This is a genomic window from uncultured Draconibacterium sp., from assembly GCF_913060805.1.
Classification (GTDB): domain Bacteria; phylum Bacteroidota; class Bacteroidia; order Bacteroidales; family Prolixibacteraceae; genus Draconibacterium.
This window is the reverse complement of record NZ_CAJXTC010000066.1, coordinates 1-13804: the sequence shown is the minus strand read 5'-3', so window position 1 is coordinate 13804 and position 13804 is coordinate 1. Positions and strand designations below refer to the sequence as shown.

The window sequence follows — 13804 nt, the reverse complement described above, 5'->3', positions numbered from 1 at the left end:
TGAGATTGAATTTGAAGTTGTTGCGGAATAAGCATATTTTTGCATACACAATACTAAAAACGGTAAAAGGGTTTCCATATGGAAACCCTTTTTATTTTGTTACAAAGTGTCTATTGAAGACATGGTCTATTAACCCCTCCTAACCTTCCGTCAGCTGACTGAGAGGAAATATCCCCCTTTGGGGGATTATAGGGGGTCTGAAAAAAAAAGGATGTCATCTTTTCAAAAGATGACATCCTTTTTATTAGTGAAGTTCGAGAAATTCGTGGACTATTATTTTACTGATCAAGTAATTTCTGATAGGCCACAACATCCAGTATTCTACCGAACTTCTCTCCTACCTGTTTAAAGTGCCCGCATTTTTCGTAGCCCATTCGTTCGAACAGTTTTACGCTGGCTTCGTTTTCGGCGGTAATAATTCCCATTAGCACAACAATGCCAACCTCCAGTGCTTTTTGCTCCATCTGCAGCAAAACATCGCGGCCAATTCCTTTCCCGAAATATTCCGGTTGAAGGTAAATGGTTACTTCGGCAGTTCGATCGTAAGCGGCACGGGGTTTATAGCGCCCCAAATAGCAATATCCCGCTACTTCATTATTAAAGTAAATCAGAAACGACCGGAATCGGTTATCGCCAATGGGTAAAATTCCTTTTAAATCATCTTCAGTTACCGAACCGGTATGAAAAGTAGCCGTAGAATTAGCAATGTAATAATTGTATATGTCTTTTATCAGACACAAGTCTTTCTCCTCCATTAATTCGAGGCGAATCGCGTTACTCATTCTTAAGCTTATTTTACGGCAATAGTTTCAATTTCGACCATAACACCCAGTGGCAACTCTTTTACAGCAAATGCAGCTCTTGCAGGTGGAATCTCGCTGTAATATTTTCCGTAAACTTCGTTCATGGCTTTAAAATTCGCCATATCGCTTAACAGGCAAGTCGATTTTACCACATCGGAGAATGAATAACCGGCCTCGGCTAAAATCTCGCCAATATTTTTCATTACCTGCTCGGTTTGCTCTGTAATTCCACCTTCAACAACTTTCATTGTTGCCGGATCGAGTGGTACCTGTCCTGAAATATAAAGTGTTCCGTTTACTTCAACAGCCTGACTGTATGGACCAATTGCAGCTGGTGCTTTTTCAGTTGAGATTATCTTTTTCATAATGCAAATTTTTCTTGTGAAGATACAAGAATATCACCCAATTTTCAAGATTAAAGGCAGGTCAAAACGAACCTTTAAAATGAATTTAGCATTCAATATCAAAAGGACATTTCGTCCTCTTTATCGAATTAGAAATTAAAGTTATCGTAGTGACTTTGCTGTTTCTGGATCTTCAGATCCTGCAACATCGACGACGAGGCGCTAATGGTAAAGCTGTAACTTTTACGGTAGCCAAAAGGCACAAAGTTAAACGACATGTTCCAGCAGTGCAGGTCGCGGTTCAGGCGGAAAGAAGTTAATGCAAACTCTTGTTCCTGAATATCGAAGTTGGTCATAGCACTCATTTGCCATTTGTCGGTAATACTAATATTTCCGCGTAAACCTAAAGTTTGTGTTACCCGGCCGTTAGGATTGGCACTAGTTGCTCCGGTATAGTTTAAACTGTAGTCGAATCCAAAATCCCATGGGATACTAAAATCGGCATAGTCATCAAAAATTGCAGGCAAAGTTTCTTCCGGTGGTCCTTGTGCTCCTTCCTGGTTGCCGCCTTCATTGTTATTGTCTTTTTTCTTGTCCTTCGAGTTAAAATTCATTCCAAACGAAAGGTTGGCGCGGGTTACACGTCCCAGCTTTTTGATCCCGCTACGTTCGTTCCATACATATTTATGAATCTTGCGGTAATTTTCATCAACCATATACGGATCGAGCGTGGTTCCCATATTAATGCTAACACCGGCAACAGTTGTACGTGCCCGGATGTTAAATGGCGACAAATTAAGCGAGTCGCGAATCAGGTCGTAAGACGAAGAAATACTCAGGTTATCAATAATTTTCACCTTCTTGTATTGCTGTTCTTCATCGGTTTTTGTCGAATCGCGCACATCAAGTTTTTTCATCTCCAGGTTGTTGTTCACCGAGAATGAAATAGCTCCCGACTCCCCCATACCCGGAGAACCACCATAAATACCACCTAAATTAGTATCGAAATAACGTGTATTTCCTTCATCATCAATCTGCACTTCCTGCCAGTATCCATAATGTTCCTTACCAAAATCGGGGCGGTAACTAAACGAAACCGAAGGCGTCATTTTGTGACGAATACCTTTAATTTTCGAATTCGGATTTCGAGGAATATACATACCGTAAATATTGGCCGAAGCACTTAAACTGTAGGCATAATCGTAAACGCGGTTTAAACCGGTAATGGTATCAATCCGAACATTGTCGGGAATTGATGAAGGATTTCCGGTGTACTCGCCCCCTTCTTCATAGTTATAGTTGAATTTTTTGAAGTACCACTTTTCGTTGTAACTAATACCGGGGCTGAAATTAATGTGATTAAACAAACTAAAACTCGGGAACGAAATCGGCAAATTGTGGCGAATACCGTTTTTCCAGTCGGTAGCAAACGAACTGTGAAGTATTTCGCTTTCCTTGGCGTTAATCGAGTTTTTAAAGTTTGCAGTATAGTTAATACCAAATTTCTCGTAGAACTTAACACTTCCGCTACGGTTCTTTTTTCTGAACGGATAGATCTTTGCCATATTAAAGGTCATTTCGGGCAACGACAACGACATGGTACTGTCCTTGGTGTTTTGCGAATGACGCAGGTTCATCGACAAGTTAAATGGCGTATTCTCAAAATTTCGTGCATACGAAATACTCGACGATTTTGTGGTCGTCAAATAGTCGTTCATGTTGTAGGCATTCTGCTTATCGTAACCGCTCGACGAAATGTTTACACTGGCCGAGAATGTTTGATTCGGATTGGCTTTCGAATCCTGCGAGTGCGACCACAAAATTTTGTATTGCGTTCCCACCGAGTAATTATCCAGCCCCTGTTCGCCGTATTTGTTTTTGGCATATTCAAAACCAAAATTACCACCAAACTTATAGCGTTTCTTATAATTCGTTTTTATGCGTGTACCCCACGAACCACGCGAATAAATATCACCCTGAACAGCCAAATCGAAATATTCGCTTGCCGCCCAGTAATAACCTCCGTCGCGCAGAAAGAATCCACGGTTTTGCTCCTCACCGTATTTCGGAATTAAAATACCCGACGAGTAAGTCGGCGAATTAGGGAAATATCCAAACGGAAGAATCGGGAAGTATATCGGAAAATCTTCTAAAACCATGTAGGCCGGACCGGTAATGATCTTTTGGTTCGATACAACTTTGGCTTTTGTAAGGTGCAAATAAAAGTGCGGATGATCGGCATCGCAGGTAGTATATTTGGCATCCTTGGTAATAAATACCTCTTCGCCAATCTTTTTGGTACGGTCGCTGTGAATAAAACCTTCGCCTTGTGCCGAAACAACTTTGGTAATAAAAGCCTTTTCCGTTTCGAAATTGTAACGCATCGTTTCCGATTCGTATTCTTCGGAACCTTGTCGGAACAGTGGTTTTTGTGTCATCTCTCCCACCGAGTCCAAAACTCCTTCGGCATAAATCTCCTTGGTTTCCAAGTCCAGCTCAATATAATACGCCTCCAGTTCAATATTTTGGTAAGTAACTTTTGCCTGGTTATATAAATACACCTTTTGCCCGTCGAGAGATACAATCATCGAGTCGGCAGCCGTATAGTCAATAGGCGCATCAATTACGGGTTTTTCTTCTTTTACCATTCCCATTGTATCAATACCGGTACTTTCAAGTATTGCGGTATCAAGTATGGAGGTATCCTGCAAGCTATAATATTCCGACAAAATTGAGTCGGGAACCTGTTGCTGCGGAGCCACACTTATGGTTGGTTCCTGAGCTAAAATCAAAAAAGGAGCTACCAGGAATAAATATGTGATGATTAATTTATACAAAATGTTTTCTGCGTTTCAAATGTACTTCGGCTGCACAAAAATATAAATATGGCGTATACTAAAGTGCTATAAAATGTAAAATAATGCTAATATTTCTATTTTTACGTTTACAAGCCGTAAGCGGGGCAAAGCAAATAAATAAAATGGTATCGAACAAATACTAATTCTCCGCATTTATGTGTTTATATAGTTGAATACAGATCAGATATTTACATGGCACAACAAGGTTTAAAATTACTTCTGTTCATTTGTAGCGTTTGTTTTACAGTGCAATCTTTTGCCGCAAATCCATTTTCGGCTGAAAACCAAAAAGAAGGCATTGCCGTTGTGGTTATCGACCCGGGACATGGCGGCCGTGACCTTGGCGCATCGTTTGGCAATGCCGTTGAAAAAAACATTGTACTCGATATTGCCTTAAAACTCGGAACAACAATAAAAGATAATTACCCCGATGTAAAAGTGGTTTACACACGCACCACCGATGTTTTTATACCATTATATAAGCGGGCCGAAATTGCCAATAAAAACGAGGCCGACCTTTTTATATCTATCCATGTAAATGCTGTTGGCGCCCGAAGTGTGCAGGGAACCGAAACTTTTGTGCTGGGGCTGCACCGCAACGACGACAACCTGGAAGTGGCCAAAAAGGAAAATGCCGTAATTCTTTTAGAGGACGATTACAACACCACTTACGAAGGTTTTGATCCGAATCTTCCCGAGTCGTACATCATGTTTGAAACCATGCAGGAAGAATTCCAGGGACAGAGTGTTATGCTGGCGTCGAGTATTCAAAATGAATTCCGCGATTATGCCAAACGGCTCGACCGCAGCGTAAAAATGGCCGGTTTCCTGGTATTACGCGAAACAACTATGCCAAGTGTTTTAATCGAAACAGGTTTTATAAGTAACACCGGCGAGCGGCAATACCTCACCAGCGAAGCCGGAAGAACACGACTCGCCTATTCCATTTTCCGAGCTTTTCGCGAATACAAATCAGATATTGAGCAGCGCAGCAGCTTTCATTTGGTAACCGAAAACGAAACTGTACCGGAAATCAATACATCGCAGAATAAAAGTTCAGCTTTATCGCAACTACCGTTAGCGCAAGCAGGAAGTCCGGCACCGCAGCAAAAGACTGATGAAGTATTTTATTCGGTGCAAATAATGGCATTAACACGAAAACTGGAAGCTACGCCTGCCAATTTTAAGGGCGAACAAAATATTTTTCTGGTAGAAGGGCAAAACCTCAACCGTTACTTTTCGGGAAAATTTCAATCGATAAAAGAAGCCGAGTTGGAACAACGCAGAATAAGCCCGAAATACCCCAACGCCTTTGTAGTTGCTTTCAAAAATAATAACCTGATTTCGACTTTAAAATAAATCAGGTTGATAAGTTAATTTCTGTAAAAAAGCTAACAGAGGATTGATTAATCCCTTTGGAATTGGCTACTTTTACATTAAAATCTTATTTTTCCGCCATGAAGAATGCAAAATACACGAAACTTGGAATTTTAATCGTCTTTTCATTAGCCGCACTTATCTGGGGTTTAAGTTTCCTGAAAGGCAACGATATATTTAAGCAAAACGACTATTATCATGTGTATTACGACCGCGTTGACGGCTTGGTAAAATCGAACGATGTAACGCTTAACGGTTTCAAAATTGGGCAGGTAACCGAAGTAAAATTTGCACCCGACAACACCGGACGGCTGATTGTTACCTTTTCTGTCAACTCTTCATTTAAAATTCCTGTAAAATCTACCGCACGTATTATTAGTAGCGATATTATGGGAACGCGATCGATTGAGATTATTTACAGTGGCGAAAATGAAATGTACCAATCGAACGATACCATTAAAGGATCGCTCGAAGCCGGGTTGAAAGATCAGGTGAGCATGCAGGTGCTTCCGCTAAAAAATAAAGCTGAAGAATTGCTGAGCACTGTTGATTCGGCCATTACCGTACTTACCATTATTTTTAACGAAGATGCACGCGAAAACCTCACAAGCAGTTTTGCGAAAATAAGTCAGACTGTTGAAAATATTGAAGCCACCACTGCCGATCTTCAGGAAATAATGGCTTCGGAGAAAGGTAATGTAAAAAACATTGTATCGAATATTGAAGATTTAACTGCCACCTTTAAAAATAATGCTGCCGAATTTGAGGCCACCATTCAAAACCTGAATAGTTTTTCAGATACACTGGCCAATGTTTCGGTTACACCTGTTTTAAACAACCTCGCCAATGCCTCGGCAGAAATTGAAAATATACTGGAAAAACTGAACAGCGATGATAATTCAGCCGGTTTGTTACTTAACGACGATGAATTATACCAGTCGATAAATACCCTTTCGGAGAATATGGGATTCCTGATTGGCGATATTCAGCAAAATCCAAAACGTTACCTTCAGGTTTCTGCATTCGATTTTGGCAAGGAAGTATATATTAATACCAAAGACGATGCTTCATCGAAAGACATCGTTTTTAAAGTTCACTTGCTTTCAACCAAAACACAATTGGGTACCGATGCCGAAATTTTTGATGAAATAGACGATGTGGAAGAATACACCACAGGGAATGTTTATAACTATTTAACCGGCGCTACGAGCAAGTACAGCGAGATAGAGGAAATCTATCAAAATTTACGATTTGAATTTCCGGAATCAAGCATCGTAGCCTTCAAAAATGGCCAACTTATCAAGCTTAAAAAGGCTTTGAAGCAAATACGGTAATTAACTGCCAATTGTTGATAGCAATTTGCTAAAAAAATCGACCCCACCAGACCCCACCAGCTATATGGTTACTGTTCAACCACTTAAAAATAAACAACTGTATTTCAGGCACTTATAAATCTTTCAGAAATTTAAAATTTTAAATGCCTGACTTATAACGAACTATGACAAATGTTATTTTTCCAATAGAATTATGATTTTTTTTTTAACTTTTTTTTCGCAACTTTTGCTGTCGGAATACCACTAGGGAAATTTTTTTGTAGAACCTCATTATCCAGCAATTGTAAATGAACAACGAATACAGATCTGCATGGGAGAAATGCCTCAACGTTATAAAAGATAACGTTCCTAGCAGCAGCTTTAAGACCTGGTTCGAACCGATCGAACCGGTTAAATTGGAAAACAAAGTATTAACAATTCAGGTACCAAGTGCCTTCTTTTACGAGTACCTTGAAGAACAGTTTATCGACATTCTTCGCAAGACACTTCGTATGGTTTTGGGCAACGGAGCCAAACTTGAATATAACGTTGTTTTAAGCAATAAAAACAGTAATGAACCGTATACTGTTAGTTATCCTACGAATAACAATAACAAAATTCAAAATAAACCACTTACTGTGCCATTAAAAGCAGAGGAAAAAGCAACAATTAAGAATCCATTTATAATTCCGGGGATCCAGAAATTACAGATCGACCCGCAATTAAAACCGGACAATACTTTCGAAAATTTTGTTGAAGGCGATTGTAACCGACTGGCGCGCAGTGCAGGTTTTGCCGTTGCACAAAATCCGGGAGGAACAGCTTTTAACCCCTTAATGATTTACGGTAACTCTGGTTTGGGAAAAACGCACTTGTCGCAAGCAATTGGTATTGCAGTAAAAGAAAATTTCCCAGATAAAGTGGTATTGTATGTAAACGCAAACAAATTTCAGACGCAATTTACCGAGGCAACGCGTAATAATAACCGCAACGACTTTTTACATTTCTACCAAATGGTTGATGTGTTGATTCTTGACGATGTGCATGAATTTGCCGGAAAAGAAAAAACACAGGAAACATTCTTCCACATTTTCAACCACTTGCACCAAATGGGTAAACAGCTGATTTTAACATCAGACAAGCCGCCTATTGAGTTGAAAGGAATGGAACAGCGCTTACTGTCGCGTTTTAAGTGGGGACTGACTGCTGATTTGCAAACACCCGACTTTGAAACCCGCATGGAAATTCTGCGTCGGAAAATATATAAAGACGGCATTACCCTTTCGGAAGAAGTGTTGGAATACATTGCTTCGCACGTAACAAATAATGTTCGCGAGCTGGAAGGTGCACTTGTTTCATTGTTGGCACAATCGATGTTGAACAAACGCGAAATTACGCTGGAGCTGGCAGCCAAGTTGATCAACAAACTGGTTAAAAACTCAAAACGCGAGCTTTCTATCGAGTACATCTCAAAAGTAGTTTGCGATTATTTCAGCATGCCGGTTGATGCACTGCAAACCAAAACCAGGAAACGCGAAATCGTTCAGGCACGGCAAATCGCCATGTATTTCTCGAAAAGTTTAACGAAATACTCGCTGGCAAGTATCGGGGCACAAATTGGTAGTAAAGACCACGCCACGGTTCTCCACGCTTGCAAAACCGTAAACAATCTGAAGGATACCGACAAGAATTTCCGACAGTTTGTCGAGGACATAGAAAAGAAATTAAAAATGTAATACTGGCAGGCTTTTAAGCCTGCCTTTTTTTTGCCCGTATGATATACCTGATCCTGTGCATCCTTTCATCGTCAATGATCTATGTGATTTTCAGAGTTGCAAAAAATTACAATTGTAAACTTCAATCGCTGATAACGATAAATTATCTGGCGGCCAGTTTACTGGGCATTCTTTTGTTTCATCCATTTGCCGATGGTAAAAATCCGCTGGCACTTCCCCACTGGATGCCTTTTGCTGTAATCCTTGGGATCCTTTTTATTGCCATGTTTTACTTGATTGGTTACAGTTCACAAAAAGCAGGAATTACAGTAACTACACTGGCCAATAAATTATCGCTGGTTTTTCCGGTAACTTTCTCGCTGATCTATTTTAACGAGCATCTTTCAACAATAAAAGAAATTGGAATTGTTACCGCTGTAATTGCAGTTGGATTAACGGTCTACAAAAAAGACAAAGCTAAAGTCAACCTCATTTATATTGGATTGCCACTTGCTATCTTTTTCGGAAGTGGTTTGATTGATTCGATAGTGAAATACGTTCAGGCTGTAAAAATTTCCGACAACGAAACCTCGCTGTACACTATTTTGGTGTTTGCAGTTGCTTTTATTTGCGGCATCGTTGTATCAGTAATCACCAAAACATACCGGCAGCGTTTAAACCCGGCAACACTAATACTCGGGATACTTTTGGGAGTGGTAAATTTTGGTTCACTGTATTTTATAATAAAAGCGTTGAACAAATCAGGACTGGAAAGTTCGCTGGTTTTCGCGCTAAATCATATGGCAATAGTAGCATTAACAACCATTTTAGGCACTTTACTTTTTAAAGAACGCCTGAATAAAATTAACTTTGCGGGTGTTGTTTTGGCACTCATCAGTTTATATTTCATGTTATAATGGACGATCAATATAAAACCATAGAAACACCAAGTACCGGCTATTTTAAAGACAAAGGCAGCAAATTTTACTCGTACGCCTACCCTTTAAAAGATGAAGAAGAAGTAAAGGATTTGGTGGCCGCATTAAAAAAAGAACACCACAGTGCGCGCCATCATTGTTATGCCTGGCGACTGGGCACCGAAGAAATTCGCACCCGTGCCAACGACGACGGCGAACCTTCATCAACAGCAGGGAAACCCATTTTAGGGCAATTACAAAGCTACGAGGTAACCAATATTCTGGTAGTAGTAGTTCGTTATTTCGGAGGCACATTGCTTGGTGTAAGTGGCTTAATTAATGCCTACCGGGAAGCCACTGTTGAAGCGCTGAACAATGCCGATATTTTATCAAAACTTATTGAAATTCAGTATGAACTAAAATTTGAATATGCCATGCTGAATACCGTTATGAATAAACTAAAACAGGATAACTACGATATTGTTACAACCGATTTTCAGGAAAGCTGCCGGCTGATATTTAAAGCCCGTAAATCGGAGGATGAAAGAGCTTTCGGGTCGTTTAACGAAATCTACGGGATAGAGATAAAACGGCTGGATTAGCATTACCGTGTGTTAATAAAATGCTGATAAGTACGGCACACTATTTTTGACAAACGTTAACTAACACTGTATTTTTGAACCATGATGCTACGCGTGATATTCCACTTTAATTTTCTTGAGCGAGGCACTTACAAACGCTTTGAGAAGATTTCTTTTTCCCAAAGTAGCGTCAGACGATTTTTAAAAGCAATCGTTTTTTTCTATAAAAAAGGTTCTACTTTTTTACCAATTAACGAAGACCAACATTTTATTTTCCGAAATGTTGGTCTTCGTTTTTTTAGTCAATCACATTATCAAATTCAATATTTAAGGCAATGAAGAAGGATTTAATATCAATCACAGATTTCTCGAAAGAAGAATATCTGAGAATTATGGAACTGGCCGCGGATTTTGAAGCAAATCCGAACCAGGAACTTTTGAAAGGGAAAGTTGTTGCCTCCCTTTTTTTTGAGCCATCAACACGCACACGCTTAAGTTTCGAAACAGCCATTAATCGTTTGGGGGGACGAATTGTTGGTTTTGCCGATCCTGACAGCTCGAGTGCAACTAAAGGAGAAACACTGCACGACACCATCAGAATGGTAAGCAACTACGCCGACCTGATTGTTATGCGCCATCCGCTTGAAGGTGCAGCACGTTATGCAGCAGAAGTGTCGAGTGTGCCGATTATTAATGCAGGCGACGGTGCCAACCAGCATCCAACACAAACCCTGCTCGACATGTATTCTATTTTAAAAACACAGGGAACGCTCGACAACATTAACCTGTTTATGGTTGGCGACCTGAAATTTGGCAGAACGGTTCATTCGTTGCTCCAGGCCATGTCTGAATTCGAGAATCCTATTTTTAACTTCATTGCACCCGAAAGTCTGCAAATGCCACGCGCATATAAACATCATTTGGAAGAACGAGGCATTCGTTATTTTGAGCACGAAGAGTTTACCGATATCATTTCGGAAGCCGATATTATTTACATGACCCGCGTTCAGAAGGAACGTTTTTCGGACCCGATGGAATACGAAAAAGTGAAAGATGTTTACATTTTAAACAAAGCGATGCTGGAAAATACCAAACCAAATGTTCGGGTGTTGCATCCGCTTCCACGCGTAAACGAAATTGCCACTGATGTTGATAGCAGCGAAAAAGCATATTATTTCGATCAGGCACTGAACGGTATGTTCACCCGCGAAGCGATTATCTCACACGTAATGAACCTTAAATAATACTGCCATGGAAAAAAATGACGCAAAGAAGAAACTAAAGTTAAAAGTTAGTGCCATTAAAGACGGAACAGTGATCGACCACATTCCGGCAAAAAGTTTATTTGAGGTAATTGCAATTTTAGGACTTGATAAGATCAAAAACCAAATCACTTTCGGAACTAATCTCGAGAGTGGAAAGCTGGGAGCAAAAGCCATTATAAAAGTTTCGGATAAGTTTTTTGAAAACGACGAAATCAACAAAATTGCATTGATTGCACCACACGCCAAACTCAATATCATCAGAGATTACGAGGTGGCCGAAAAGAAAATTGTTGAGATACCGGAAAAAATTACAGGAATTGTAAAATGCTTTAATCCGAAGTGTATTACCAACCACGAAAAGATAACTACTTCGTTTAAAGTAATTAACACAAGTCCGGTTGCTTTAAAATGTAAGTACTGCGAAAAGATTACAGCAGAAAACCAAATAAAAATGTTGTAAGAAATAATTGTTTTCCGCTAAATCCGCCTTTTTAAAGAAACAAGAAGGCGGATTTTTTATATATTTGCACGTCCAAAATCGAAACGGATTAAACACCACAGATTTTGGAATGTTCTTAACAGATTTGCCCAGTTGGCGGAATTGGTAGACGCGCTAGTTTCAGGGACTAGTGTCCTATTGGACGTGAAGGTTCGAGTCCTTTACTGGGCACCATTTTAGATATTAAAAATTAGCAAAAGCGATTAAATCATTGATTTTAAGCGCTTTTCTTTTTTAGTAAAATACCAAAAGAGGCCATATATAGCCTTATTTGGAGGGACCACAGAGGGACCATAGCAAATTTCACAAATCCATGGTCCCTCGAAACTCTATAATTATTTGATTTTTAACATTTTATTTGGTTCTTTTTGGTGCTTTTTACTGTTTTCATTTTGCTCAATATTCAGTAGTTTTAAGCATCAACCGGAATCATTTATTAACAATTTAAAAGGAGGTAATTATGAGAGTTATTATCCATTTTTATCCTCGAAAATCGAGGTTAAATGATGATGGTCAACTGCCCATCTATGTCAGATTCACGGTTAAATCAAAAAGAGTAGATCTTTCCACCGGATTGTTTATTCAACCCAAACATTGGAGTGACGCAAAAGGAAGAGTTAAAGACCGTGCGCCGAATGCGTATACTGTCAATGAAAGACTTGACAAGTTAAAAACCGAGATTCAGGATTATTACAATCAATTGAGATCATCAGGAGAAGAGTTCTCTGTAAGTACAATAAAGGACTACCTATTAGAGGTAGATAACAAGACAGGTGTTCTGGAGGTATTTGATTATTACCTGGAAAGTATGCTTGCCAAAACCGGTGGTTATTCGAAAGAAACCTACAAACATTATAAATCATCGAGAAAAAGATTGGCAACTTTTATTAAGGATCGTTACAAGAAAAACGATTATCCTGTACAGACGATCAAATTTGGATTTCTTGATGCCTTTGATGTTTACCTTAAACAAAAATACAAAGTACATCAGAATACGGCATGGAACTACCATAAACATTTAAGAAGAGTCCTCAACCTGGCTATTTCAATGGAGCATATTTCGATAAATCCATATAAAAAATACAAGGTTGGCTTAGCTCCAACTCATCGGGAAATTCTTACGTCAGACGAACTTGATCGCCTGGAACAAAAAAAGATCCAGATTAAAAGATTAGCTATTGTACGCGACATTTTCGTTTTTGCATGTTATACAGGTCTCTCCTATTCTGATATTCATAAATTAAACAAGAATCACCTGCATAAAGGTATCGACAAAAAGGACTGGATTATTATCGACAGAACAAAGACCGATACTCGGTGCCGGATTCCACTGCTCCCCAAAGCAAAGCAGTTATTGGATAAATATTCAGAGTACCCTACGAACGAAAATAGCGGAAAATTACTTCCGGTTTTATCTAACCAAAAGATGAACGGTTATCTCAAGGAACTTGGCGACATCTGTGGAATCAATAAGGACATTACAATGCACATTGCCAGGCATACTTTTGCGACTTCTGTTACATTGGCTAATGGTGTTCCCATTGAAACTGTTTCCAAGATTCTTGGACACAGCTCGTTAAAAACGACGCAGATTTATGCAAAAGTTCTTGATCAGAAAATCTCAGAAGATATGGATATGCTTCAAACAAAGCTTAGTGAGAAGAAAAAAGTAATTTGAGGATTAACATTTCAATGTCCGTTGCCTACATCGCAATGGACATTGTTTTTTCCGGCTGTTTCTGTTTTTTTCGCGAAACTGGCGTTGGTTTAAGAATCTGATTCGAATCCTGATGATCCAGAATATAATCAACAGCTTTTTGAGCTAGTCCAGAAGCCAGAACGATAAACTTCTTATCGCTTTTTAGCTTCTTCAACCAACCTTGGATGTAAGCAGCACTGTTATCAATTGTAGCGTTTTCGATGCCGCAAATTCCACAGAGGTAAGCAGCCCCCATTTCTGCAACCAATTCCTCTTGTGAGTAATCTTTACTTGCAAAATTCAGGTTAGAAAACCTTTCGTGACGATTTAACCGTTTACGATGACCTGTAGAGTGGACAAGCTTATCCTAAATTTTGGATAAACTTTGTTATCCAAACTAAATTATTATCCAAACTTTTTCTATAAAGCTCTC

11 protein-coding genes, 1 tRNA gene and 1 pseudogene are annotated in these 13804 nt (G+C 39.4%); 9 read left to right on the top strand and 4 right to left on the bottom strand.

What is annotated here, in order from left to right; all coding sequences use genetic code 11:
• Positions 1 to 278: 278 nt before the first annotated feature.
• The 3 genes from QZ576_RS22145 to QZ576_RS22135 form a co-directional block, all read right to left on the bottom strand.
• Positions 279 to 782 (bottom strand): GNAT family N-acetyltransferase, encoded by a 504-nt coding sequence (locus tag QZ576_RS22145; RefSeq protein ID WP_297101682.1) that lies wholly within the window; start codon positions 780 to 782, stop codon positions 279 to 281.
• 8 nt (positions 783 to 790) lie between these two features.
• The gene (locus QZ576_RS22140; protein WP_297101680.1) at positions 791 to 1168 is read right to left on the bottom strand and encodes a RidA family protein; all 378 of its coding nucleotides are present in this window, start codon (positions 1166 to 1168) and stop codon (positions 791 to 793) included.
• Positions 1169 to 1296: 128 nt separating this feature from the next.
• Positions 1297 to 3984: a putative LPS assembly protein LptD gene (locus QZ576_RS22135; protein WP_297101678.1), complete on the bottom strand. Its 2688-nt coding sequence runs from the start codon at positions 3982 to 3984 to the stop codon at positions 1297 to 1299.
• Between the two features lie 213 nt (positions 3985 to 4197).
• On the opposite strand from QZ576_RS22135, the gene QZ576_RS22130 reads away from it, so the two are divergent.
• From QZ576_RS22130 to QZ576_RS22090, 9 genes are all read left to right on the top strand, one after another.
• Positions 4198 to 5364 (top strand): N-acetylmuramoyl-L-alanine amidase, encoded by a 1167-nt coding sequence (locus QZ576_RS22130; protein WP_297101676.1) that lies wholly within the window; start codon positions 4198 to 4200, stop codon positions 5362 to 5364.
• 98 nt (positions 5365 to 5462) lie between these two features.
• Positions 5463 to 6716, top strand: coding sequence for an MlaD family protein (locus QZ576_RS22125; RefSeq protein WP_297101673.1), 1254 nt, complete (start codon positions 5463 to 5465; stop codon positions 6714 to 6716).
• A gap of 287 nt (positions 6717 to 7003) precedes the next feature.
• Positions 7004 to 8431, top strand: a complete 1428-nt coding sequence (gene dnaA / locus QZ576_RS22120; RefSeq protein ID WP_297101671.1) for a chromosomal replication initiator protein DnaA — start codon at positions 7004 to 7006, stop codon at positions 8429 to 8431.
• Between the two features lie 38 nt (positions 8432 to 8469).
• Positions 8470 to 9327, top strand: coding sequence for an EamA family transporter (locus QZ576_RS22115; protein ID WP_297101669.1), 858 nt, complete (start codon positions 8470 to 8472; stop codon positions 9325 to 9327).
• Positions 9327 to 9929, top strand: a complete 603-nt coding sequence (locus QZ576_RS22110) for a YigZ family protein (protein ID WP_297101667.1) — start codon at positions 9327 to 9329, stop codon at positions 9927 to 9929. Before QZ576_RS22115 ends, QZ576_RS22110 begins: the two co-directional genes overlap by 1 nt.
• Positions 9930 to 10243: 314 nt before the next feature.
• Positions 10244 to 11152 carry an aspartate carbamoyltransferase gene (gene pyrB / locus QZ576_RS22105; protein WP_297101664.1) on the top strand — a complete coding sequence of 303 codons (909 nt, stop codon included), beginning with the start codon at positions 10244 to 10246 and terminating at the stop codon, positions 11150 to 11152.
• A 7-nt stretch (positions 11153 to 11159) separates the two neighbouring features.
• Positions 11160 to 11633 (top strand): aspartate carbamoyltransferase regulatory subunit, encoded by a 474-nt coding sequence (pyrI, locus tag QZ576_RS22100; RefSeq protein WP_297101662.1) that lies wholly within the window; start codon positions 11160 to 11162, stop codon positions 11631 to 11633.
• A gap of 126 nt (positions 11634 to 11759) precedes the next feature.
• Positions 11760 to 11846, top strand: a tRNA-Leu gene (locus QZ576_RS22095).
• A gap of 286 nt (positions 11847 to 12132) precedes the next feature.
• A complete protein-coding gene (locus QZ576_RS22090) occupies positions 12133 to 13350 on the top strand; it encodes a site-specific integrase (protein ID WP_297101660.1) in 1218 nt (405 codons plus the stop codon).
• A gap of 25 nt (positions 13351 to 13375) precedes the next feature.
• Here the strand turns inward: QZ576_RS22090 and QZ576_RS22085 are convergent.
• Positions 13376 to 13720 (bottom strand): annotated as a pseudogene (locus tag QZ576_RS22085) (zincin-like metallopeptidase domain-containing protein); the annotation flags it as partial.
• Positions 13721 to 13804 lie beyond the last annotated feature (84 nt).

Bases quoted from the DNA above. Each gene is read 5' to 3' on its own strand.
- QZ576_RS22145 (WP_297101682.1), bottom strand. From the start codon at position 782: ATGAGTAACGCGATTCGCCTCGAATTAATGGAGGAGAAAGACTTGTGT.
- QZ576_RS22140 (WP_297101680.1), bottom strand. From the start codon at position 1,168: ATGAAAAAGATAATCTCAACTGAAAAAGCACCAGCTGCAATTGGTCCA.
- QZ576_RS22130 (WP_297101676.1), top strand. From the start codon at position 4,198: ATGGCACAACAAGGTTTAAAATTACTTCTGTTCATTTGTAGCGTTTGT.
- QZ576_RS22125 (WP_297101673.1), top strand. From the start codon at position 5,463: ATGAAGAATGCAAAATACACGAAACTTGGAATTTTAATCGTCTTTTCA.
- dnaA (WP_297101671.1), top strand. From the start codon at position 7,004: ATGAACAACGAATACAGATCTGCATGGGAGAAATGCCTCAACGTTATA.
- QZ576_RS22115 (WP_297101669.1), top strand. From the start codon at position 8,470: ATGATATACCTGATCCTGTGCATCCTTTCATCGTCAATGATCTATGTG.
- QZ576_RS22110 (WP_297101667.1), top strand. From the start codon at position 9,327: ATGGACGATCAATATAAAACCATAGAAACACCAAGTACCGGCTATTTT.
- pyrB (WP_297101664.1), top strand. From the start codon at position 10,244: ATGAAGAAGGATTTAATATCAATCACAGATTTCTCGAAAGAAGAATAT.
- pyrI (WP_297101662.1), top strand. From the start codon at position 11,160: ATGGAAAAAAATGACGCAAAGAAGAAACTAAAGTTAAAAGTTAGTGCC.
- QZ576_RS22090 (WP_297101660.1), top strand. From the start codon at position 12,133: ATGAGAGTTATTATCCATTTTTATCCTCGAAAATCGAGGTTAAATGAT.